Source organism: Enterobacter sp. 725m/11, from assembly GCF_011683705.1.
Taxonomy (GTDB): Bacteria; Pseudomonadota; Gammaproteobacteria; order Enterobacterales; family Enterobacteriaceae; genus Enterobacter; species Enterobacter bugandensis.
Genome location: NZ_JAAQOK010000019.1, coordinates 53065 through 76037 on the forward strand (window position 1 = coordinate 53065; position 22973 = coordinate 76037).

Annotated in this window: 22 protein-coding genes; 19 read left to right on the forward strand and 3 right to left on the reverse strand. The window is 57.9% G+C overall.

The window, feature by feature from the left end:
• Positions 1-204: 204 nt before the first annotated feature.
• The 3 genes from fadI (at position 205) to sixA (ending at position 4357) form a co-directional block, all read left to right on the forward strand.
• Positions 205-1515, forward strand: a complete 1311-nt coding sequence (fadI, locus tag HBA26_RS10410) for an acetyl-CoA C-acyltransferase FadI (RefSeq protein WP_126345370.1) — start codon at positions 205-207, stop codon at positions 1513-1515.
• A complete protein-coding gene (gene fadJ / locus HBA26_RS10415; RefSeq protein WP_063155682.1) occupies positions 1515-3662 on the forward strand; it encodes a fatty acid oxidation complex subunit alpha FadJ in 2148 nt (715 codons plus the stop codon). Before fadI ends, fadJ begins: the two co-directional genes overlap by 1 nt.
• Before the next feature lie 209 nt (positions 3663-3871).
• Positions 3872-4357, forward strand: coding sequence for a phosphohistidine phosphatase SixA (gene sixA, locus HBA26_RS10420; RefSeq protein ID WP_003861375.1), 486 nt, complete (start codon positions 3872-3874; stop codon positions 4355-4357).
• A gap of 46 nt (positions 4358-4403) precedes the next feature.
• Here sixA and smrB read toward each other — a convergent pair whose 3' ends face one another.
• Positions 4404-4955: an endonuclease SmrB gene (smrB, locus tag HBA26_RS10425; protein ID WP_008502613.1), complete on the reverse strand. Its 552-nt coding sequence runs from the start codon at positions 4953-4955 to the stop codon at positions 4404-4406.
• Between the two features lie 145 nt (positions 4956-5100).
• Between smrB and prmB the strand changes: the two genes are divergently transcribed.
• Genes prmB through HBA26_RS10455 form a run of 6 tightly spaced genes read left to right on the forward strand, consistent with a single transcriptional unit; the run spans position 5101 to position 9649 of the window.
• A complete protein-coding gene (prmB, locus tag HBA26_RS10430; protein WP_023312578.1) occupies positions 5101-6033 on the forward strand; it encodes a 50S ribosomal protein L3 N(5)-glutamine methyltransferase in 933 nt (310 codons plus the stop codon).
• Between the two features lie 60 nt (positions 6034-6093).
• Positions 6094-7179: a chorismate synthase gene (gene aroC, locus HBA26_RS10435; protein ID WP_028013970.1), complete on the forward strand. Its 1086-nt coding sequence runs from the start codon at positions 6094-6096 to the stop codon at positions 7177-7179.
• A 2-nt stretch (positions 7180-7181) separates the two neighbouring features.
• On the forward strand, positions 7182-8006 hold the full coding sequence (gene mepA, locus HBA26_RS10440) for a penicillin-insensitive murein endopeptidase (RefSeq protein WP_041908880.1): 825 nt from the start codon (positions 7182-7184) through the stop codon (positions 8004-8006).
• Positions 8006-8815, forward strand: coding sequence for a sulfite exporter TauE/SafE family protein (locus HBA26_RS10445; RefSeq protein ID WP_126345369.1), 810 nt, complete (start codon positions 8006-8008; stop codon positions 8813-8815). Before mepA ends, HBA26_RS10445 begins: the two co-directional genes overlap by 1 nt.
• Positions 8815-9360, forward strand: a complete 546-nt coding sequence (locus HBA26_RS10450) for an elongation factor P hydroxylase (RefSeq protein WP_045259677.1) — start codon at positions 8815-8817, stop codon at positions 9358-9360. Before HBA26_RS10445 ends, HBA26_RS10450 begins: the two co-directional genes overlap by 1 nt.
• Positions 9361-9373: 13 nt before the next feature.
• On the forward strand, positions 9374-9649 hold the full coding sequence (locus tag HBA26_RS10455; RefSeq protein WP_028013966.1) for a YfcL family protein: 276 nt from the start codon (positions 9374-9376) through the stop codon (positions 9647-9649).
• A 53-nt stretch (positions 9650-9702) separates the two neighbouring features.
• On the opposite strand, the gene mnmC is transcribed toward HBA26_RS10455, so the two are convergent.
• Positions 9703-11700: a bifunctional tRNA (5-methylaminomethyl-2-thiouridine)(34)-methyltransferase MnmD/FAD-dependent 5-carboxymethylaminomethyl-2-thiouridine(34) oxidoreductase MnmC gene (gene mnmC / locus HBA26_RS10460; RefSeq protein ID WP_126345368.1), complete on the reverse strand. Its 1998-nt coding sequence runs from the start codon at positions 11698-11700 to the stop codon at positions 9703-9705.
• A 158-nt stretch (positions 11701-11858) separates the two neighbouring features.
• Between mnmC and fabB the strand changes: the two genes are divergently transcribed.
• The gene (fabB, locus tag HBA26_RS10465; RefSeq protein WP_023336433.1) at positions 11859-13076 is read left to right on the forward strand and encodes a beta-ketoacyl-ACP synthase I; all 1218 of its coding nucleotides are present in this window, start codon (positions 11859-11861) and stop codon (positions 13074-13076) included.
• 68 nt (positions 13077-13144) lie between these two features.
• Positions 13145-14323, forward strand: a complete 1179-nt coding sequence (locus HBA26_RS10470; RefSeq protein WP_045259679.1) for an MFS transporter — start codon at positions 13145-13147, stop codon at positions 14321-14323.
• Between the two features lie 89 nt (positions 14324-14412).
• Here the strand turns inward: HBA26_RS10470 and flk are convergent, their stop codons facing one another.
• Positions 14413-15417: a flagella biosynthesis regulator Flk gene (gene flk, locus HBA26_RS10475; protein WP_028013964.1), complete on the reverse strand. Its 1005-nt coding sequence runs from the start codon at positions 15415-15417 to the stop codon at positions 14413-14415.
• A gap of 113 nt (positions 15418-15530) precedes the next feature.
• Here flk and pdxB point away from each other — a divergent pair, with 113 nt between their 5' ends.
• The 8 genes from pdxB to cvpA all read left to right on the forward strand — a co-directional run bounded on the left by pdxB (position 15531) and on the right by cvpA (position 22964).
• Positions 15531-16667 carry a 4-phosphoerythronate dehydrogenase PdxB gene (pdxB, locus tag HBA26_RS10480; protein ID WP_126345367.1) on the forward strand — a complete coding sequence of 379 codons (1137 nt, stop codon included), beginning with the start codon at positions 15531-15533 and terminating at the stop codon, positions 16665-16667.
• A 67-nt stretch (positions 16668-16734) separates the two neighbouring features.
• Entirely contained in the window at positions 16735-17748 is a 1014-nt protein-coding gene (locus HBA26_RS10485) for an aspartate-semialdehyde dehydrogenase (protein ID WP_028013962.1), read from the forward strand.
• Positions 17748-18560, forward strand: a complete 813-nt coding sequence (gene truA, locus HBA26_RS10490) for a tRNA pseudouridine(38-40) synthase TruA (protein ID WP_045259682.1) — start codon at positions 17748-17750, stop codon at positions 18558-18560. The genes HBA26_RS10485 and truA overlap by 1 nt, the downstream gene beginning before the upstream one ends.
• A gap of 28 nt (positions 18561-18588) precedes the next feature.
• Positions 18589-19248 (forward strand): DedA family protein, encoded by a 660-nt coding sequence (locus HBA26_RS10495; protein ID WP_008502599.1) that lies wholly within the window; start codon positions 18589-18591, stop codon positions 19246-19248.
• A 154-nt stretch (positions 19249-19402) separates the two neighbouring features.
• A complete protein-coding gene (accD, locus tag HBA26_RS10500) occupies positions 19403-20308 on the forward strand; it encodes an acetyl-CoA carboxylase, carboxyltransferase subunit beta (RefSeq protein ID WP_003861408.1) in 906 nt (301 codons plus the stop codon).
• A gap of 70 nt (positions 20309-20378) precedes the next feature.
• Positions 20379-21647 (forward strand): bifunctional tetrahydrofolate synthase/dihydrofolate synthase, encoded by a 1269-nt coding sequence (gene folC / locus HBA26_RS10505; protein WP_028013959.1) that lies wholly within the window; start codon positions 20379-20381, stop codon positions 21645-21647.
• Positions 21637-22311 (forward strand): cell division protein DedD, encoded by a 675-nt coding sequence (gene dedD, locus HBA26_RS10510; protein ID WP_126345365.1) that lies wholly within the window; start codon positions 21637-21639, stop codon positions 22309-22311. Before folC ends, dedD begins: the two co-directional genes overlap by 11 nt.
• 164 nt (positions 22312-22475) lie before the next feature.
• On the forward strand, positions 22476-22964 hold the full coding sequence (cvpA, locus tag HBA26_RS10515) for a colicin V production protein (RefSeq protein WP_000262116.1): 489 nt from the start codon (positions 22476-22478) through the stop codon (positions 22962-22964).
• Positions 22965-22973: the final 9 nt, after the last annotated feature.

The following is a 22973-nucleotide window of genomic DNA, read 5'->3' on the forward strand; positions in this document are numbered from 1 at the left end:
CGTGTAGGCCGGGTAAGGCACCGTCGCTACCCGGCAACAAACCGCACAATTGCCTCTGCCATGCAGGGGCATTTTCTTTTTTTTCTCTGTGTTTTACCTCGCATTTTTAAGCTTCCCCGATTGGCTGAATGTAAAAAAATGGTTAAGACTGTTATCAGGTCAGACCACTTTATAGTCATGTAAAATTTTTCACAGGGGAAGGTTATGAGTCAGGCATTACCGTTAATCACCCGACAAGGTGACCGCATTGCCATTGTCAGCGGTCTGCGTACGCCGTTTGCACGTCAGGCGACGGCGTTTCACGGTATACCGGCTGTCGATCTGGGGAAAATGGTAGTGGGGGAGATGCTGGCTCGCAGCGAAATTCCGCCTGAGGTAATCGAACAGCTGGTCTTCGGCCAGGTGGTGCAGATGCCTGAAGCCCCTAACATTGCGCGGGAGATTGTTCTCGGTACAGGCATGAACGTTCATACCGATGCCTACAGCGTCAGCCGCGCGTGCGCGACCAGCTTCCAGGCGGTAGCAAACGTGGCGGAAAGTCTGATGGCGGGCACCATTCGCGCCGGGATCGCAGGTGGCGCCGATTCTTCCTCCGTACTGCCGATTGGAGTCAGTAAAAAGCTGGCCCGCATTCTGGTGGATGCTAATAAAGCCCGCACCACCGGTGCGAAGCTCAAACTCTTCTCGCGTTTACGCCTGCGCGATCTCTTGCCCGTGCCACCTGCCGTCGCGGAATATTCGACTGGCCTGCGAATGGGCGATACCGCCGAGCAGATGGCAAAAACCTACGGCATCACCCGCGAGCAGCAGGATGCGCTGGCGCATCGCTCGCATCAGCTGGCAGCGAAAGCCTGGTCGGAGGGCAAACTCACCGACGAGGTCATGACCGCCTACACGCCTCCTTATCGAGAGCCTCTTACTGAAGACAACAATATTCGTGGCACCTCGACGCTGGCGGATTACGCCAAACTGCGCCCGGCGTTTGACCGCAAGCACGGCACCGTGACGGCGGCCAACAGTACGCCGCTGACCGATGGTGCTGCTGCGGTGATCCTGATGACGGAGTCGCGTGCAAAAGAGCTGGGCATCACGCCGCTGGGCTATTTGCGCAGCTATGCCTTTACCGCCATTGATGTCTGGCAGGACATGCTGTTAGGTCCGGCGTGGTCCACGCCGCTGGCGCTGGATCGTGCGGGGCTAACGCTGGCGGATTTAACCCTGATTGATATGCACGAAGCCTTTGCCGCGCAAACCCTGGCAAACGTGCAGCTGCTGGCAAGCGAGCGTTTTGCACGCGACGTGCTGGGCCGCGCCCATGCCACCGGCGAAGTGGATCAGAGCAAATTCAACGTGCTGGGTGGGTCGATCGCCTACGGCCATCCGTTTGCGGCCACGGGCGCGCGAATGATCACCCAGACACTACACGAACTCCGTCGCCGCGGCGGTGGATTTGGTCTCGTCACCGCCTGCGCGGCGGGCGGCCTTGGCGCAGCAATGGTTCTGGAGGCTGAATAATGGATATGCCATCTGCATTTAATCTGACGGTTCGCCTCGATAACGTCGCGGTTATCACTATTGATGTGCCTGATGAAAAGATGAATACCCTGAAGGCTGAATTCGGCACTCAGGTTCACGCCATGCTTAAGCAGATCCGCGAAAATAAAGCGATTCGTGGTCTGGTCTTTATCTCGGCTAAGCCGGATAACTTTATTGCCGGGGCCGATATCAACATGATCGCCCGAGCGAAAAGCGCGCAGGAAGCTGAAGATCTGGCGCGTCAGGGACAGCAGGTGATGGCTGAAATCAATGCTCTGCCGATTCCGGTTATTGCCGCGATCCACGGTGCCTGCCTGGGCGGCGGGCTGGAGCTGGCGCTGGCCTGTCACAGCCGTATCTGCACTGACGATCCGAAAACCGTTTTAGGGTTGCCAGAAGTGCAGTTAGGCCTGCTGCCGGGATCGGGTGGAACACAGCGTTTGCCGCGTCTGGTTGGGGTTAGCACCGCCCTGGAGATGATCTTAACCGGCAAGCAGCTACGCCCCCGTCAGGCACTGAAAGTGGGGTTGGTTGACGACGTCGTTCCGCACACCATTTTACTGGACGCTGCCGTTGAGCTGGCGCTGAAGGGACGTCAGACAAAACGTCCTCTCCCCGTACGCGAGCGCGTGCTGGCAGGGCCACTGGGGCGCGCGCTCCTGTTCAACATGGTAGGCAAAAAAACCGAGCAAAAAACCAAAGGCAACTACCCGGCGGCAAAGCGCATTCTGGAAGTGATGGAAACCGGGTTGTCGCAGGGCAGCAGCAGCGGCTATGCCGCTGAAGCCAAAGCCTTTGGCGAACTGGCGATGACGCCGCAGTCGCAGGCGCTGCGCAGCATCTTCTTCGCCAGTACTGAGGTGAAAAAAGATCCGGGCAGCGAGGCAGAGCCTGCTCCGCTGCGCGCCGTTGGCGTGCTGGGCGGTGGGCTCATGGGCGGCGGAATCGCGTTTGTTACCGCCAGCAAAGGCAAATTGCCCGTGCGTATCAAAGACATCAGCGCAAAGGGCATCAACCACGCGCTGCAGTACAGCTGGCAGAACCTTGATCGGAAGGTCAAACGCCGCCATATCAAGGCAAGCGAACGTGATAAAACCCTGGCGACGATCTCCGGCACGACGGATTACAGCGGTTTTGCGCACCGGGACCTGGTGATTGAAGCCGTATTTGAAGACCTGGCGCTTAAGCAGCAGATGGTGGCTGACGTGGAGCAGCACTGCGCGCCGCACACTATTTTTGCCTCAAACACCTCGTCTTTACCGATTGGCGATATCGCGGCGAAAGCTGCTCGTCCGGAGCAGGTCATTGGTCTGCACTTTTTCAGTCCGGTCGAAAAAATGCCGCTGGTGGAGGTGATCCCGCACGCCACGACCAGCCCGCAGACCATCGCCACCGTGGTGAAGCTGGCGAAAAAACAGGGTAAAACCCCTATTGTGGTCGCGGACAAGGCTGGCTTCTACGTCAACCGTATTCTGGCACCCTATATCAACGAAGCGATGCGGCTGCTGACGGAAGGGGAGAAAATCGAGCACGTCGACGAGGCGCTCGTAAAGTTTGGCTTCCCCGTCGGTCCAATCCAACTTTTGGATGAGGTGGGAATAGACACCGGCACTAAAATTATACCTGTGCTGGAAGCGGCTTATGGCGATCGTTTTACCCCGCCTGCAAACATTGTTTCTGCAATTTTGAAGGACGATCGCAAAGGCAGAAAAAATGAACGCGGTTTCTATCTTTACGGCGCGAAAGGGCGTAAAAGCAAGAAACAGGTCGACCCTTCGGTTTATGGGCTTATTTCGGCCACCGGTCAGGGAAGACTGTCTGCCGTTCAGTGCGCAGAACGTTGCGTGATGATGATGCTCAATGAAGCGGCGCGCTGCTTTGGTGAACAGGTGATCAAGAGCGCACGCGATGGCGACATCGGCGCGGTATTTGGTATTGGTTTCCCGCCGTTCCTTGGCGGCCCGTTCCGTTACATGGATACGCTCGGTGCGGGTGAAGTGGTTGTCATTTTGCAACGTCTGGCCTCGCAATACGGTCCGCGGTTTACACCGTGTGACGAATTATTGCAGATGGCGGAGCGGGGCCAGACATTCTGGCCTGCAAGGGAAACTGATTTCGTAAACTGAAGTCAAAGAAGGGTAAATCCTGAGGTGAATGAACCTGTTCTGGCGATTTTGTAAACAGAGATTGACTATACTTACGCCATTGAGGTAAAAAACAGCGTTTCATTCACCGAATGGATCAGGCACAATGCCCGGCCATCGGGTTTTCTACCTCAGAGCATTAATCGCGGGTAGTTAACGCCGGTGATTCTGGTTAACAAAAGCGGTGCAATATGCAAGTTTTTATCATGCGTCACGGCGACGCGGCACTCGATGCCGCCAGTGACTCAGTACGTCCTTTAACCGTCTGTGGCTGTGACGAATCCCGTCAAATGGCGACGTGGCTTAAAGGTCAAAAAGTGGACATTGAACGTGTTCTGGTGAGTCCGTTCCTGCGTGCAGAACAGACGCTGGACGTGGTAGGGGAGTGTATGAACCTGCCATCCAGCGTGGACGTTCTCCCTGAGCTGACGCCATGCGGCGATGTCGGTCTTGTCAGCGCTTACCTTCAGGCGCTGTGCAATGAAGGTGTCGCTTCCGCTCTGGTCATTTCCCACCTGCCGCTGGTCGGCTATCTGGTATCTGAGCTGTGCCCGGGCGAAACGCCGCCAATGTTCACCACTTCCGCCATTGCCAACGTCACTCTCGACGAAACCGGCAAAGGGGTCTTCAACTGGCAAATGAGCCCGTGCAACCTGAAGATGGCAAAAGCCATCTGACGTGACGTGTGACAGGGCGGGGTACTACGTGTTTCCCGCCCTTCTGTCAGGGCAATTCTGGCGGCTGCCACTCCTCAACTTCAATCAACACCAGCAATGCGGCATCGCCGCCGTACTCTTTCGGTGCCTGATGAAACGCCATCACGTGCGGGTGCTGAGCCAGCCACAGCGGCGTCTGTTGCTTCAGAATGTGTTTACCGTGGCCGTGCATCACGCAGGCGCAAAAAACATGTTCGCGGCGACAGGCGGCAATCAACGCCCCCAGCTCCTGTTTGGCCTGCATCTGCGTCAAACCGTGCAGATCGAGAAACAGCTCCGGCGAATAATCTCCGCGACGTAACTTTTTCAGCTCAAAATGGCTGACGTCTTCGCGTACGTACTTCACCGCCCCCTGCGTATTGAGCAGCGGCTGAAATTCATCTGAAAAATAGTGGCTGTTATCCGCCTGCTCCTGGAGCAGCCGTTTGACCGGAACTTCGCTGATTTTTTTACGCTGCGGACGGTGGACAATCGTGTCCTGCGCGATTTTACGCGTCCCGGTCATCAGCTGGCGGAAGAGAGCCTGATCCTCCTCGCTGAGCGATGTTTTCTTTTTCATTCGTCATTCTCATTTCGTATTTCCGATAGTGTACCCGACTAAACGCATTTTTTAACCTCAAGCGGTACGCGTCATTGCTGATTTATCGCCGTCTTCATGGCAAACTAGCCGCCGAAAATTATGCGAGCATGCCCTGGAGGAAAGAGTGGATAAAATATTTGTCGATGAAGCAGTAAACGAGCTGCATACCATACAGGACATGTTGCGCTGGTCGGTTAGCCGCTTCAGCGCCGCCAATATCTGGTACGGTCACGGTACCGATAACCCGTGGGACGAGGCCGTTCAGCTGGTGCTGCCGTCTCTTTACCTGCCGCTGGACATTCCGGAAGACATGCGCACCGCGCGCCTGACCTCCAGCGAAAAACATCGCATCGTTGAGCGCGTGATCCGTCGCGTAAACGAACGCATTCCGGTGGCTTACCTGACCAACAAAGCCTGGTTCTGCGGCCACGAGTTCTATGTTGATGAGCGTGTGCTGGTGCCGCGCTCGCCGATTGGTGAGCTGATCAACAACCACTTTGAAGGCCTGATTAACCATCAGCCGCAGCACATTCTCGATATGTGCACCGGCAGCGGCTGCATCGCTATTGCCTGCGCCTACGCTTTCCCTGAAGCGGAAGTGGACGCCGTCGATATCTCCACTGACGCGCTGGCCGTGACCGAACACAATATCGAAGAGCACGGCCTGATCCATCACGTCACGCCAATCCGCTCTGACCTGTTCCGCGACCTGCCGACGCTGCAGTACGATCTGATCGTCACTAACCCGCCGTACGTCGATGCAGAAGACATGTCCGATCTGCCGAACGAATATCGTCACGAGCCGGAGCTGGGCCTGGCGTCAGGCTCTGACGGCCTGAAGCTGACCCGCCGCATTCTGGCCTGCGCGCCGGATTACCTGACCGATGACGGCGTTCTGATTTGTGAAGTGGGCAACAGCATGGTACATCTGATAGAGCAGTACCCGGATGTGCCGTTCACCTGGCTTGAGTTCGACAACGGCGGTGACGGCGTCTTTATGCTGACCAAAGCGCAGCTGCTCGACGCGCGCGAACATTTCAGCATCTATAAAGATTAATCCAGCGGGCTTCGGCCCGTTTCACAACGCTCAAACACAAACAACAACATCGGAGCCGTGATGGCAGGAAACAGTATTGGACAGTTATTCCGCGTGACCACCTTTGGCGAGTCGCACGGGCTGGCGCTGGGCTGTATCGTTGATGGCGTACCGCCAGGCATCGAACTGACCGAAGCAGATTTACAGCACGACCTTGACCGCCGTCGTCCGGGCACCTCTCGCTACACCACGCAGCGTCGCGAGCCGGACCAGGTCAAAATTCTCTCCGGCGTTTTTGAAGGCCGCACCACCGGCACCAGCATTGGTCTGCTGATTGAAAACACCGATCAGCGCTCTCAGGACTACGGTGCTATCAAGGACGTGTTCCGCCCGGGCCATGCCGACTACACCTACGAGCAAAAGTACGGCTTTCGCGACTATCGTGGCGGCGGACGCTCTTCCGCGCGTGAAACCGCGATGCGCGTGGCCGCTGGCGCGATTGCTAAAAAGTATTTGCAGCAGAAATTTGGCATCGTCATTCGCGGCTGTCTGACCCAGATGGGCGACATTCCGCTGGCGATCAAGGACTGGGATCAGGTCGAGCAAAACCCGTTCTTCTGCGCCGATGCGGATAAGCTTGACGCGCTGGACGAACTGATGCGCGGCCTGAAAAAAGAGGGCGACTCCATTGGTGCGAAAGTCACCGTGGTGGCAGATGGCGTCCCGGCTGGCTGGGGCGAGCCGGTATTTGACCGTCTCGACGCCGATATCGCCCACGCGCTGATGAGCATCAACGCGGTGAAGGGCGTCGAGATTGGCGACGGCTTCGACGTGGTGGCGCTTCGCGGCAGCCAGAACCGCGACGAAATCACGAAAGCGGGCTTCCAGAGCAACCATGCGGGCGGCATTCTCGGCGGTATCAGCAGTGGACAGCAGATTATTGCCAACATCGCGCTGAAGCCGACCTCAAGCATCACCGTGCCGGGCCACACGATTAACCGCTCAGGCGAAGAAGTTGAGATGATCACCAAAGGTCGTCACGATCCGTGCGTGGGGATCCGCGCGGTGCCGATCGCGGAAGCGATGCTGGCGATCGTGCTGATGGATCACTTCCTGCGCCAGCGCGCGCAGAACGCGGACGTGACGACCACCATTCCACGCTGGTAAACATGAAAAAAACCGCAATTGCTCTGCTGGCGCTGCTGGCCAGTGGAGCCAGTCTGGCCGCCACGCCGTGGCAAAAAATCACCCATCCGGTGGCGGGAAGCGCGCAGTCCATCGGCGCCTTCTCTAACGGCTGTATCGTGGGCGCGCAGGAGCTGCCGCTGCAATCAGATACCTATCAGGTGATGCGTACCGACCAGCGTCGTTACTTCGGCCACCCTGATCTGGTGCTGTTCATTCAGCGACTGGGGAACCAGGTGCATAACCTGGGGCTGGGGACGATGCTGATTGGCGATATGGGGATGCCTGCCGGTGGCCGCTTTAACGGCGGGCACGCCAGCCACCAGACCGGACTGGATGTCGACATCTTCCTGCAGCTGCCGAAAACGCGCTGGACGTCTGCGCAGCTGCTGAAGCCGCAGGCGCTGGATCTGGTGTCGCGCGACGGCAAAAGCGTGGTGCCATCACTGTGGTCACGGGATATTTCGAGCCTGATCAAGCTGGCGGCGAAAGATAACGACGTCACGCGGATTTTCGTCAACCCGGCGATCAAGCAGCAGCTTTGTCTGGATGCGGGGACGGATCGCGACTGGCTGCGCAAAGTGCGCCCGTGGTTCCAGCATCGTGCGCATATGCACGTTCGTCTGCGCTGCCCGGCGAACAGCCTGGAATGTGAAGATCAGCCGCTACCGCCGCCAGGCGATGGCTGTGGTTACGAACTGCAAAGCTGGTTTGAGCCGGCAAAACCTGGAACCTCTAAGCCTGAGAAGAAGACACCGCCTCCGTTGCCGCCTTCCTGCCAGGCGCTACTGGATGAGCATGTACTTTAATGGATAATTTCGTCGATCTGTTTATGGTGTCACCGCTGCTGCTGGTGGTGCTGTTCTTTGTGGCCATGTTGGCCGGTTTTATCGATGCGCTCGCGGGCGGCGGCGGGCTGTTAACCGTGCCCGCGCTGCTGGCGGCGGGCATGAGCCCGGCGCAGGCGCTTGCCACCAATAAGCTGCAGGCCTGCGGCGGCTCGCTCTCGGCGTCGCTCTATTTTATCCGCCGCAAGGTGGTGAATCTCGCCGATCAAAAGCTCAATATCCTGATGACCTTTATCGGCTCAACGTCGGGCGCGCTGCTGGTGCAGCACGTGCAGTCGGATATTTTGCGCCAGATCCTGCCGATTCTGGTTATCTGCATCGGTCTCTATTTCCTGCTGATGCCTAAGCTCGGCGAGGAAGACCGGGCGCGGCGGCTGCACGGCCTGCCGTTTGCGCTGATTGCCGGTGGCTGCGTTGGCTTTTACGACGGCTTCTTTGGCCCGGGGGCAGGCTCGTTTTACGCGCTGGCGTTCGTGACGCTGGCCGGCTTTAACCTCGCCAAATCCACCGCCCACGCCAAGGTGCTGAATGCGACCTCGAACGTCGGCGGCCTGCTGCTGTTTATCATTGGCGGCAAGGTTATCTGGGCAACCGGGTTTGTGATGATGGCAGGGCAGTTTTTGGGCGCGCGCGCAGGCTCGCGTCTGGTATTAAGCAAAGGGCAAAAGCTGATCCGCCCGATGATTGTTGTCGTCTCGGCGGTGATGAGCGCCAAACTTCTTTATGACAGCCATGGACAGGAGATCCTCACCTGGTTGGGGATGAAGTAATGAACAGTACGCATAAATACGAACAGCTGATTGAGATCTTCGATAGCTGTTTTGCTGATGATTTTAATACCCGTCTGATTAAAGGCGACGACGAACCGATCTATCTTCCTGCTGATGCAGAGGTTCCGTACAACCGCATCGTCTTTGCCCACGGCTTTTACGCCAGCGGTTTGCACGAGATTTCGCACTGGTGCATCGCGGGGAAAGCGCGTCGCGAGCTGGTGGACTTCGGTTACTGGTACTGTCCGGACGGGCGCGACGCCGCCACCCAGGGGCAGTTCGAAGATGTAGAGGTGAAACCGCAGGCGCTGGAGTGGCTGTTCTGCGTGGCGGCGGGTTTCCCGTTCAACGTGAGCTGTGACAACCTTGAAGGCGACTTCGAGCCAGACCGTATCGTCTTCCAGCGCCGCGTGCATGCGCAGGTGATGGAGTATCTTGAGAAAGGCATCCCGGAACGTCCGGCGCGCCTGATCGAGGCTTTACAGAATTATTACCACACGCCGGAGATCACGGCGGAATGCTTCCCTTGGCCGGAAGATCTTTAACAGAGGAAAGAAGATGATCGCAGAATTTGAATCACGCATTCTGGCGTTAATTGATGACATGGTGGAACACGCCAGTGATGATGAGCTGTTCGCCAGCGGTTATCTGCGTGGTCACCTGACGCTGGCGGTAGCCGAGCTGGAAGCAGGTGACGATCACTCTGCCGACGCCGTTCACGCTGAAGTCACGCGCAGCCTGGAAAAAGCCATTCTGGCCGGGGAGCTCTCTCCGCGCGACCAGTCTCTGGTGCTGGGGATGTGGGACAATTTATTCCAGCAGGCTAAACGCTAAGCCGCTGCCTACTCTTCCCTCTCCCCTTTGGGGAGAGGGGATTCGACCGCACCCTACTTAACCATTTTCCCCTTCAGCAGTTTCCGTACCCACAGTCGATTCGGGTTCAGCCCCGCAAGCGTGGTTCTGTCCAGCGGAACAGGTTCATTACTCATTTGCGCGGCTAACGTTTCAGCCAGCAGCGGCGCGGAGCACAATCCTCGCGATCCTAATCCGCCCAGCATGAACAGTTCCGGATAAACCGGGGCACTTACCGCCGTTTCCTTGTTTTCTGCCAGATCCTGATAGAGTTCAAGCGTGGCTTCATAGTCCGGCACGTTTCCCGCCATCGGCAGATGATCGCGGGTCGCGCAGCGCACGCCGCAGCGCGCTTCGCCCTCGCTCACGTCAACCTCTTTCGCCCACGCCGCGTCCGGGAAGCAGTCAATCAGGCGCTGGCGGTTTTGCTGCTGATCCGCTTCGCTGTAGCGCATATCCGCTTCGCCACGATGGTAGCTGGCGCCGATGCAGTGATGTCCGTTAGACGGATTTTGTGGCGTCAGATAGCCGTCATAGCACAGCACCTGGCGCAGCTTGCTCAGTTCGGGCGCGGTCGGGATATGGCTTACCTGGCCGCCGGCCGGATAAACCGGCAACGTCTCGGTCTGGATAAACTGGCTGATGTTATGTCCGTTTGCCAGCACAACGCTGGCATGGTGTGCCGCTTTGCCATCAGCAAAATGCAGAGTCCACCGTTCTGACCGGCTAAACGATTCAACCTTATGAGCATAATGCACCCTCAGCCCGCGTGACTGCGCCAGGCTAATCGCCGCCGCGGTCAGTTCAGCCGGGCACAGCCAGCCGCCGAGCGGATATTGAATGCCGCCACAGCCGGTTTCCACGCCCGCCATGTCTGCCACCTCTTGCGCACTGACCGCGCGGGCAATCTCCTCCGGCAGACCCAGCGACAGCATCTGGGCGATTTTTTGCTGGCCTTTTTCATCCCAGCCGAGCTGCGTCACGCCGCACCAGTCATGGTCGAATGCCACCGGAATGGAATCATACAGGCGGCGAGCGAAGGTAAACGCTGCCGGGAAAAACTGGAACAGGGCCGGGTCGTGCGCGCTTAAAAGCGGGTAAAGCGCGCCCTGGCGGTTGCCGGACGCGCCGCTGGCTGGTGCCTCGTCAGCGCAGTAGAGTGTCACCTGCCAGCCCCGGTGCAGCAGCGCGAGAGAGAGCAGGGCGCTGGCGATCCCTCCGCCAACGATCGCCACTTCGCGCGATGCGCTGGCGCTGCGTGCAAACCAGGGAGCCCGAGCGGGAATGTCCAGCGTCCGTTCCATCGTGCCGACCAGCATGTCGCGCTTGCGGCCAAAGCCTTTGGTCTTCTGCATGGTAAAGCCCGCGTCCTGCAGGCCGCGGCGAACAAAGCCGGCCGAGGTAAAGGTGGCGAGCGTTGCGCCGGGACGCGCCAGCCGGGCCATCGCGCTAAAGAGATGCTGGCTCCACATGTCCGGGTTCTTGGCGGGCGCAAAGCCGTCAAGGAACCACGCGTCCACCGTCTGGTTCATCGCGTCGTCAAGCGTATCGGTCAGGTCGTTAATGTCGCCTAGCCATAAATCCAGCGTCACCCGTCCGCCGTCCAGAATCAGACGGTGGCAGCCGCCGATATGCGGCGGCCACTGCGCCTGAAGCTGCTCCGCCCAGGCTGCAAGCTCCGGCCAGCGCTGGTGGGCGAGCCGCAGATCGTGCGCGGTAAGCGGAAATTTTTCAAAACTGATGAAATGTAATCTTTGTAGCGTAGCCTCGGGGTGTGCAGCGCGAAATCGATCGAACGCCTGCCAGAGAGTCATAAAATTCAGTCCGGTTCCGAAGCCGCTTTCCGCAACAACGAACAGACTGCGCGGGTGCGCAGGGAAGCGGGCGCTGAGCTGGTTTCCCTCGAGGAAAACATAGCGGGTTTCTTCGAGTCCGTTATCATTAGAAAAGTAGACGTCATCAAAATCTCGGGAAACAGGTGTACCCTCAGCGTTGAATTCGAGGTTGGCGGGTTGTATAGCGTTTTGTTTCACGTAAGTTACTCGTCTGACAGGCAGTGGCACGATCTTAACGATGTGAGTCCATCGGTGCAAATTTCCGCAGAAAATGTCTGATCGGACTTGTTCGGCGTACAAGTGTACGCTATTGTGCGACTCGAAACTTTTTATAGTGCGACTTACAGAGGTATTGAATGAAACGTGCAGTGATTACTGGCCTGGGCATTGTTTCCAGCATCGGTAATAACCAGCAGGAAGTCCTGGCATCTCTGCGTGAAGGACGCTCCGGGATCACTTTCTCTGAAGAGTTTAAAGATTCAGGTATGCGTAGCCACGTATGGGGTAACGTCAAACTGGACACCACCGGTTTGATTGACCGCAAAGTGGTTCGTTTCATGAACGATGCCTCTATTTATGCTTATCTCTCCATGCAGGAAGCGATCAAAGATTCCGGCCTGAGCGAAGAGGTTTATCAGAACAACCCGCGCGTGGGCCTGATTGCCGGTTCCGGCGGTTCCTCTAAAGCGCAGGTATTCGGTGCTGACGCAATGCGTAGCCCGCGTGGTCTGAAAGCGGTAGGTCCGTACGTGGTGACTAAAGCCATGGGTTCTGCGGTTTCCGCGTGCCTGGCGACCCCGTTCAAAATTCACGGTGTGAACTACTCCATCAGCTCCGCGTGTGCGACTTCCGCACACTGTATCGGCAACGCGGTTGAGCAGATCCAGCTGGGCAAACAGGACATCGTATTTGCTGGCGGCGGCGAAGAGCTGGGCTGGGAAATGGCCTGTGAGTTCGACGCGATGGGCGCACTGTCCACCAAGTACAACGAAACCCCAGACAAAGCCTCCCGTACCTACGATGCGCACCGTGACGGTTTCGTCATCGCGGGCGGCGGCGGTATGGTTGTGGTTGAAGAGCTTGAGCACGCGCTGGCGCGCGGGGCGCACATCTACGCTGAGATCGTGGGCTACGGCGCAACGTCCGACGGCGCCGACATGGTTGCTCCGTCCGGCGAAGGCGCGGTGCGCTGCATGAAGATGGCGATGCACGGTGTTGATACCCCAATCGACTACCTGAACTCCCACGGTACCTCTACTCCGGTAGGTGACGTGAAAGAGCTGGGTGCGATCCGCGAAGTGTTCGGCGACAACAGCCCGGCTATCTCTGCCACCAAAGCCATGACCGGTCACTCTCTGGGTGCGGCGGGCGTGCAGGAAGCGATCTACTCTCTGCTGATGCTGGAAAACGGCTTTATCGCCCCAAGCATCAACATCGACGAGATGGACGAGCAGGCGGCTGGCCTGAACATCGTGACCAAACCAACGGAAGCGACGCTGACCACCGTCATGTCCAACAGCTTCGGCTTCGGCGGCACCAACGCCACGCTGGTTATGCGCAAGCTGAAAGCATAAGCGTTTGAATGTATAATAGAAGGGAGCCGGAAGGCTCCCTTTTTTTATGCCTGAACACGGAGTTATGCATGAAGGCTGTTACCCCCGAGAAGGGCACTCCTTCCGGGAACCTTTCTCTTTTCCGCATCGCCTTTGCGGTATTCCTGACCTACATGACCGTTGGCCTGCCGCTGCCGGTGATCCCACTGTTCGTTCATCAGGAACTCGGCTATGGCAACACCATGGTCGGCATTGCTGTGGGCATTCAGTTTTTAGCCACGGTATTAACCCGCGGCTACGCAGGACGGCTGGCCGATCAGCACGGTGCAAAACGCTCGGCGCTGCAGGGCATGTTTGCCTGCGGTCTGGCGGGGGGCGCGTGGCTGCTGGCCGCTCTCCTGCCGGTCGACGCCGCGTATAAATTTGCGCTGCTGGTGGTGGGCCGTTTAATCCTTGGCTTCGGTGAAAGCCAGCTGCTGACCGGTACCCTGACCTGGGGGATGGGGCTGGTGGGGCCTGCGCGCTCCGGCAAAGTGATGTCATGGAACGGGATGGCGATTTATGGCGCACTGGCTGCAGGCGCGCCGCTGGGTTTGCTGATCCACAGCCAGTTTGGTTTTGCGGTACTGGCAGCAACCACCATGGTATTACCGCTGCTGGCGTGGGCTTTTAACGGTTCGGTACGCAAGGTGCCCGCCCATAAAGGCGAACGTCCTTCGCTGTGGAGTGTGGTGGGGCAAATCTGGCAGCCAGGGCTGGGGCTGGCGCTTCAGGGAGTAGGCTTCGCGGTGATTGGTACCTTCGTCTCCCTCTATTTCATGAGCCGCGGCTGGGCAATGGCGGGCTTTACGCTGACGGCCTTTGGCGGCGCGTTTGTCCTGATGCGTGTCCTGTTCGGCTGGATGCCGGATCGCTTTGGCGGCGTGAAGGTGGCGGTGGCATCGCTGGTGATTGAAACCGTTGGGCTGGTGTTGCTCTGGCAGGCGCCGGTCGCCTCCGTTGCGCTGCTTGGTGCGGCGTTAACCGGCTGCGGCTGCTCGCTGATCTTCCCGGCGCTGGGCGTTGAGGTGGTGAAGCGCGTGGCGCCGCAGGTCCGCGGTACGGCGCTGGGCGGCTATGCGGCGTTTCAGGATATCTCATACGGCGTAACCGGGCCGCTGGCGGGTCTGTTAGCCACCTCGTTTGGCTACCCGTCCGTCTTCCTGGCCGGCGCGGTTTCTGCGGTGGTGGGGATCGTGGTGACGCTGGTGGCGTTTCGCAGAAATTAACTGTTGTCGCCGGGTGGCGGCTGCGCCTTACCCGGCCTACGGTTCGAGCCGTTGTAGGCCCGGTAAGCGTAGCGCCACCGGGCAAATCCTCAGGCAACCAGCCAGAAAATCGCCAGCGCAATCAATAATGCAATCAACATTAATCCCGGGCGGGCAGAGAGCGTTCTGAACGTCTCCACAACGGGCGCAAACAGCGGGCTGTAGATCGGCTGAACGTTTCTTACCTCCGGCACGCCGCCTTCCCGCTCGGCGCGGCGAACAAAGATCTGATTCAGCACATCCTGCACCTGCGCGGTGGTCAGTACCGTTTGCGGCGTGGCCTGCCAGTTCTGCTGGGCGTAATCCCGAATCACCTCGAACTCGTGTGGTTCCAGCGGCTGTTTAAGCGCCGCCTGAACGGTATGCAGGGTAGGGGCGCTCTGGGTGCTGAGCGTCTGGCGCGCCTGGAGCCAGGTCACCAGATGGGTAAACTGTTTGGCCGGAATCAGCTCGCCCGCCTTCACGCCGGACAGTTCCAGCATGGATTGCCAGATAAGCTTCGTCGACTCGCCGGTGGCGGCGGCCAGTTTGGTCACCATCTGGTTCAGCGTGTTGTGCTCGGCAGGCTGCAGCGGGCGCTCGGTTGAGGGGCGCACCTGAGGCTGCGGAATAGACAACTGATTGTTCTGCAACAGCGTCAGCACGGTTTTAAGCTGGTCTGGCGTCAGCTGGCTCAGTGCGGTCTGACCATACTGCTGACGGATAAAGTCACTGACAGCCTGACGGTTATTTCCCTGGCCCAGCAGCTCGGTCAACTGCGTGACAATCTGACGCGTGGTGTGGTTCTGCTGCGCGGTCGTAATACGCTGGTTGAGATTTTGCTCGGCGGCAGGGAAATGGCGCGACTGCAGCGGTGCGTCGTTCCTCACGCCTAAATCATGCTTTACCCCGGCCCAGACTTCCGCGTTTTGCTGCGAAGTCAGCGCTATCAGGCGCGTGATCAGTCGCTCCAGCACGGTGCGCTGTTGCGTGGAAAGTGGCTGTTCACCGGCAACGTTTGGCGTGACAGGGCCTTCACCCGGAGGGCGTGGCGGCGTACCTGAAATGGGCTGCATCGTCAAAAATCCTTAAAGTCAAAACTCAGCGTAAACCCGGCATACGTATATGCCTGGCGGCCAGATTATGGCACACTTGGCAGGTTTTCTTCCTCTCAAACAGGTACTCAGACGTGAAAATCCTCGTTGATGAAAATATGCCTTACGCCCGCGAGCTGTTTAGCCGCCTCGGCGACGTTAAGGCTGTCCCTGGTCGCCCGATCCCGGTTAACGAACTGGATGACGCAGACGCGCTGATGGTGCGCTCGGTGACCAAAGTAAATGAGGCGTTGCTTGCCGGTAAAGCGATTAAGTTTGTCGGAACCGCAACGGCAGGGACCGATCATGTGGATGATCAGTGGCTGAAGCAGGCCGGAATCGGTTTTTCCGCCGCGCCGGGCTGTAATGCCATTGCCGTCGTGGAATACGTTTTCTCCTCGCTGCTGATGCTGGCCGAGCGCGATGGTTTTGCGCTGAAAGACCGCACCGTGGGGATTGTCGGCGTGGGTAACGTCGGCGGGCGTCTGCAAAAGCGCCTTGAAGCGTTAGGTATCCGCACGCTGCTGTGCGATCCGCCGCGTAAAGACAACGGTGACGACGAGGATTTCCGCGCGCTGGATGAGCTGGTTGAACAGTGCGATGTGCTGACGTTCCACACGCCGCTGTTTAAAGAAGGGCCGTATAAGTCCCTGCATCTGGCGGACGAGGCGCTGATTCGCCGTCTGAAGGCTGGCACTATTCTGATTAATGCCTGCCGTGGCCCGGTGGTGGATAATGCCGCGCTGCTGAAATGTCTGAATGAAGGAAAAAATCTCAGCGTGGTGCTGGACGTCTGGGAGCCGGAGCCGGATCTCAACGTTGAGCTGCTGAACAAGGTTGACGTTGCCACCGCGCATATCGCGGGCTATACGCTTGAAGGCAAAGCGCGCGGCACGACGCAGGTGTTTGAAGCCTACAGCGCCTTTATCGGCCATCCGCAGCAGGTGGCGCTTGATACTTTACTCCCCGCGCCTGAATTTGGCCGCATTACCCTGCATGGCCCGCTCGATCAGGCAACGCTGAAAAGGCTGGTGCATTTGGTGTATGATGTGCGCCGCGACGATGCGCTGCTGCGTAAGGTGGCGGGGATCCCGGGTGAATTTGATAAGCTGCGCAAGAACTACGTTGAGCGCCGCGAGTGGTCTTCCCTGTATGTGATGTGCGATGACGCAGCGGCTGCGACGTTGCTCAAGAAACTGGGTTTTAACGCCGTTCATCACCCGGCGCATTAATGTCTTCTTAATGCTCCCTGTCGGATACGCCGACAGGGACGCTTTTTTATTTCTGGAGTAAACCACCATGTCTGAAGGCTGGAACATTGCCATTTTAGGTGCCACGGGTGCCGTGGGCGAAGCCCTGCTCGAAACTCTTGCCGAGCGTCAGTTCCCGGTGGGAGATATCTATGCGCTGGCGCGCACCGACAGCGCGGGCGAACATCTGCGTTTTGGCGGTAAATCCGTGATGGTTCAGGATGCGGCCGCGTTTGACTGGACCCAGGCGCAGCTGGCGTTTTTTGCCGCAGGTGCTGAAGCCACGGCGTCTTACATTGAAGAGGCGACCAATTCGGGCTGCCTGGTGATCGACCTGAGCGGTCTGTTCTCCCTGGAGCCGGACGTGCCGCTGGTGGTCCCGGACGTCAATCCGTTTGTGCTGGCTGACTACCGCAACCGTAACGTTATCGCGGTACCGAACAGCCTGACCAGCCAGCTGCTGACCGCGCTGAAGCCGCTGATTGACGACGGCGGCCTGTCGCGCATTACCGTCACTAGCCTGCTGTCCGCGTCGGCGAACGGTAAAAAGGCCGTTGACGCGCTGGCCGGGCAGAGTGCGAAGCTGCTGAACGGCATCCCGATCGACGAAGATGATTTTTTTGGCCGCCAGCTGGCGTTCAACATGCTGCCGCTGCTGCCGGATCGTGAAGGTTCCGTGCGCGAAGAGCGTCGTCTCGTCGACGAAGCGCGCAAGATTCTGCAGGACGAGGGGCTGATGATTTCCGCCAGCGTCGTACAGTCCCCGGTCTTCTACGGCCACGCGCAGATGGTCGGTTTTGAAGCCCTGCGCCCGCTGGCGGCAGAGGAAGCGCGCGACGCGTTTGGCCGCGGTGAAGATATCGTCCTTTCCGAAGAGAGCGAGTTCCCGACCCAGGTGGGCGACGCCACTGGCAGCGCGCATCTTTCCGTTGGCTGCGTGCGTAACGACTACGGTATGCCGGAGCAGGTCCAGTTCTGGTCCGTTGCCGATAACGTTCGCTTTGGCGGCGCGCTGATGGCGGTCAAGATCGCCGAGAAGCTGGTGCAGGAGTATCTGTACTGATGTCCGAAGTGGATCAAAAGCCGGTTCATAAAATTGCCCTCGGTATTGAGTACGATGGCAGTAAATATTATGGCTGGCAGCGTCAGAATGAGGTGCGCAGCGTTCAGGAAAAGCTGGAGAAAGCGCTCTCTCAGGTGGCAAACGAGCCGATTAACGTCCTGTGCGCGGGGCGTACGGACGCGGGTGTTCATGGCACGGGGCAGGTGGTTCACTTTGAAACCACCGCCGTGCGTAAGGATGCCGCCTGGACGCTGGGTGTAAATGCGAATTTACCTGGTGACATCGCGGTGCGTTGGGTGAAAGCTGTGCCGGATGATTTTCACGCGCGCTTCAGCGCAACGGCGCGTCGCTATCGCTATGTCATCTACAACCAGCGTCTGCGCCCGGCGGTGTTAAGCCAGGGTGTGACGCATTTTTATGAACCGCTCGATGCAGAACGTATGCATCGTGCGGCGCAGTGTCTGATTGGTGAAAATGACTTTACGTCGTTTCGTGCGGTGCAGTGTCAGTCCCGTACGCCGTGGCGTAACGTCATGCACATTAACGTCAGTCGTTTTGGCGCGTATGTGGTGGTGGATATCAAAGCCAATGCCTTTGTACATCATATGGTGCGGAATATTGTAGGCAGCCTGATGGAAGTGGGCGCCGGACACCAGCCGGAGAGCTGGATTGCAGAACTGCTGGCAGCGAAGGACAGAACGCTTGCGGCAGCAACGGCGAAAGCGGAAGGGCTTTATCTGGTCTCGGTAGACTATCCGGATCGGTTTGACCTGCCAAAACCGCCAATGGGCCCGCTGTTTTTAGCGGACTAAACAAAGGTGCAATTAAGGCTTAGACAATATGGACGTAATACGTTTTCTGATTGATTTCATTCTGCATATTGATGTTCACCTGGCGGAGCTGGTCGCGCAGTACGGCGTCTGGGTTTACGCCATTCTGTTCCTGATTCTGTTCTGTGAAACCGGTCTGGTCGTTACCCCGTTCCTGCCGGGAGACTCGCTGCTGTTTGTGGCCGGAGCGTTGTCGGCGCTGCCCACCAATGATTTGAACGTGCATCTGATGGTGGTGTTGATGGTGATTGCCGCGATTGTCGGGGATGCGGTCAACTATACGATTGGCCGGGTATTCGGTGAGCGGTTGTTCAGTAATCCGGACTCGAAAATTTTCCGCCGCAGCTATTTAGACAAGACCCATGCCTTCTATGAACGTCATGGTGGAAAAACCATTATCCTTGCGCGTTTTGTGCCTATTGTGCGCACATTTGCACCGTTTGTGGCGGGAATGGGCCATATGTCCTATCGTCATTTTGCAATGTATAACGTGGTGGGCGCACTGCTTTGGGTGTTGCTCTTTACCTATGCAGGCTATCTGTTTGGCGACTTGCCGGTGGTTCAGGAAAACCTTAAGTTACTGATTGTAGCGATTATTGTGCTTTCCGTACTGCCTGGCGTGATTGAAATCATTCGTCACAAACGCGCGGCAGCAAAGCAAGCGAAGTAAATGCACGCTGGCGGTTCGACCACTTTTTTATCCAAAGTTTCGGGCTGTTATGTTTTAATGTGCAACATTCATGGTCTGTTGGAGGCAAAAATGGCATTATTCGCCTCTTATAGCAAAACTGGCATACGACCAGGTTCAGGCAGAAAGGTTATCAATGAGCTGGATTGAACGAATTAAAAGCAACATTACCCCGACGCGCAAAGCGAGCATTCCTGAAGGGGTATGGACGAAGTGTGATAGCTGCGGCCAGGTTCTGTATCGCGCAGAGCTGGAACGCAATCTCGAGGTGTGTCCGAAGTGTGACCACCACATGCGTATGTCGGCGCGCAACCGCCTGCATAGCCTGCTGGACGAAGGTTCTCTGGTAGAACTGGGCAGCGAGCTTGAGCCAAAAGACGTGCTGAAGTTCCGCGATTCCAAAAAATACAAAGATCGTCTGGCCTCTGCACAGAAAGAGACCGGCGAGAAAGACGCGCTGATCGTCATGAAGGGCACCCTGCACGAGATGCCGGTGGTTGCCGCTGCGTTTGAGTTCTCCTTTATGGGCGGCTCAATGGGCTCCGTGGTCGGCGCGCGTTTCGTGCGTGCCGTTGAGCAGGCGCTGGAAGACAACTGCCCGCTGATCTGCTTCTCCGCCTCCGGTGGTGCGCGTATGCAGGAAGCGCTGATGTCCCTGATGCAGATGGCGAAAACCTCTGCAGCGCTGGCGAAAATGCAGGAGCGCGGTCTGCCGTACATCTCCGTGCTGACCGACCCAACCATGGGTGGCGTCTCCGCAAGCTTCGCGATGCTGGGTGACCTGAACATCGCTGAGCCAAAAGCGCTGATCGGCTTTGCCGGTCCTCGCGTCATCGAGCAGACCGTTCGTGAAAAACTGCCGCCGGGCTTCCAGCGCAGTGAGTTCCTCATTGAGAAAGGCGCTATCGATATGATCGTCCGCCGTCCGGAAATGCGCCTGAAACTGGCCAGCATTCTGGCGAAGCTGATGAATCTGCCAGCGCCTAACCCGGATGAGCCGCGCGAAGGCGTGGTGGTACCGGATCAGGAACCCGAGGCCTGATAACTGAAAAGGGCAGGGCCAGATGGCGCTGCCCTTTTGCTTTATAACCTGTTAATGACAACCGGGCATTATGGAAAATAAAAGCATTCCCCAAGCCACGTCGCCCCTGGCCGCGTGGCTTTCTTATCTGGAAAACCTGCACAGTAAAACCATCGATATGGGCCTTGAGCGCGTAAGCCAGGTTGCCGCGCGTCTCGACGTGCTGAAACCGGCTCCGTTCGTGTTCACCGTTGCAGGTACTAACGGTAAAGGGACGACCTGCCGCACACTGGAGTCAGTCCTGATGGCGGCGGGGTACAAGGTTGGCGTTTACAGCTCACCGCATCTGGTGCGCTATACCGAGCGCGTGCGGGTGCAGAACACCGAGCTGGCGGAATCTGCCCATACGGCGTCGTTCGCGGCTATCGAAGCGGCGCGCGGGGAAACCTCATTAACCTATTTTGAATACGGCACCCTGTCGGCGCTGTGGCTGTTCAAACAGGCGCAGCTGGACGTGGTGATCCTGGAAGTGGGGCTGGGCGGGCGTCTGGATGCCACCAATATGGTGGATGCGGACGTGGCGGTGGTCACCAGCATCGCGCTGGATCATACCGACTGGCTGGGCCCGGACCGTGAAAGCATTGGCCGCGAAAAGGCCGGTATTTTCCGGGCGAATAAGCCCGCCGTGGTGGGCGAGCCGGACATGCCGCATACCATTGCCGACGTGGCGAAAGAGAAGGGCGCACATCTGTTGCGCCGAGGCGTTGACTGGCAGTATGAGGTGCAGGGCAACGGCTGGCGCTTCAGCGATGCGCAGGGCGTGCTGGAGAATCTGCCGCTGCCGCAGGTACCGCAGCCGAACGCGGCAACCGCGCTGGCGGCACTGCGCGCCAGCGGATTAGCTGTAAGTGAGCAGGCGATCCGTGACGGCATTCAGAATGCGCTGCTGCCGGGTCGTTTCCAGATAGTCAGCGAGTCACCGCGTCTGATTCTGGATGTGGCGCACAACCCGCATGCGGCGGCGTATCTCGCAGGACGTCTCAAATCGTTACCAAAAACCGGGCGCGTGCTGGCGGTTATCGGTATGCTTCATGATAAAGATATCGGCGGCACGCTGGCCTGCATGGAGAGTGTGGTCGATAGCTGGTATTGTGCTCCTCTGGAGGGGCCGCGCGGTGCGACAGCTGAGCAGTTGATGGAACATCTCGGCAAAGGTGCAATCTACAGTAGCGTGGCGCAGGCCTGGCATGCCGCGATGGCGGATGCTAAACCAGAAGATACCGTGCTGGTGTGTGGCTCTTTCCACACGGTGGCACATGTCATGGAAGTGATGGACGCGGGGAGAACCGGTGGCGAGTAAGTTTCAGAACCGTTTAACAGGAACCATTGTGCTGGTCGCGCTCGGGGTGATTATTCTTCCCGGGCTGCTCGACGGGCAGAAAAAACATTATCAGGACGAGTTTGCAGCCATTCCGCTGGTGCCGAAGCCGGGCGACCGCGATGAGCCGGATATGCTGCCTGCGGCGACTCAGGCGCTGCCTGCTCAGCCGCCTGAAGGGGCGGCGGAAGAAGTTCGCGCGGGCGATGCCGCTGCACCGTCACTCGACCCGTCGCGTCTGGCGGCGAATAACAACATCGAGATCGATCCGGTACCGGTAGAGAAGCCTAAGCCTGTTGAAAAACCGAAGCCGAAGCCTCAGCAACAGCGAGATAAAGCAGCAGAGCAGCTGGCTGCAGCGTCTGAAACTCCACCACCTGCGAAGCAAGACGCAGCGCCGACCGGCAAAGCCTACGTTGTGCAGCTGGGGGCGCTGAAAAACGCCGATAAAGTCAACGAGGTTGTGGGTAAACTGCGCAGTGCGGGCTATCGCGTTTACACTTCACCTTCCACGCCGGTACAGGGTAAAATCACCCGTATCCTCGTGGGGCCGGAGGCGTCGAAAGACAAGCTGAAAGGGTCGCTGGGCGAGCTGAAGCAGATCTCCGGGCTGAGTGGTGTGGTGATGAGCTACAGCGCGAACTAAGTACGACCTGCTCCTTTAGAGAGAGGCGATAAGCCACGGCGTTGAACATTTTTTCAGCGCCTTTTTTATTTACGCGCGGGAAGGAAATCCCTACGCAAACGTTTTCTTTTTCTGTTAGAATTCGCCCCGAACTGGATGACAGGGCGTTTAATCGTGGGACACATATGGTCTGGATTGATTACGCCATCATTGCGGTGATTGGTTTTTCCTGTCTGGTTAGCCTGATCCGTGGCTTTGTTCGTGAAGCGTTATCGCTGGTAACCTGGGGTTGTGCTTTCTTTGTTGCCAGTCATTACTACACTTACCTGTCTGTCTGGTTCACGGGCTTTGAAGATGAACTGGTCCGAAATGGAATCGCCATCGCGGTGCTGTTTATCGCGACGCTGATTGTCGGCGCTATCGTGAATTACGTGATAGGTCAGCTGGTCGAGAAAACCGGTCTGTCAGGAACGGACAGGGTACTCGGGATCTGTTTCGGGGCATTACGAGGCGTGCTGATTGTGGCCGCGATCCTGTTCTTCCTGGATACCTTCACCGGGTTCTCCAAAAGCGAAGACTGGCAAAAATCGCAGCTCATTCCAGAGTTCAGCTTCATCATCAGATGGTTCTTTGACTATCTGCAAAGCTCGTCGAGTTTTTTGCCCAGGGCATAAACCCTGAGA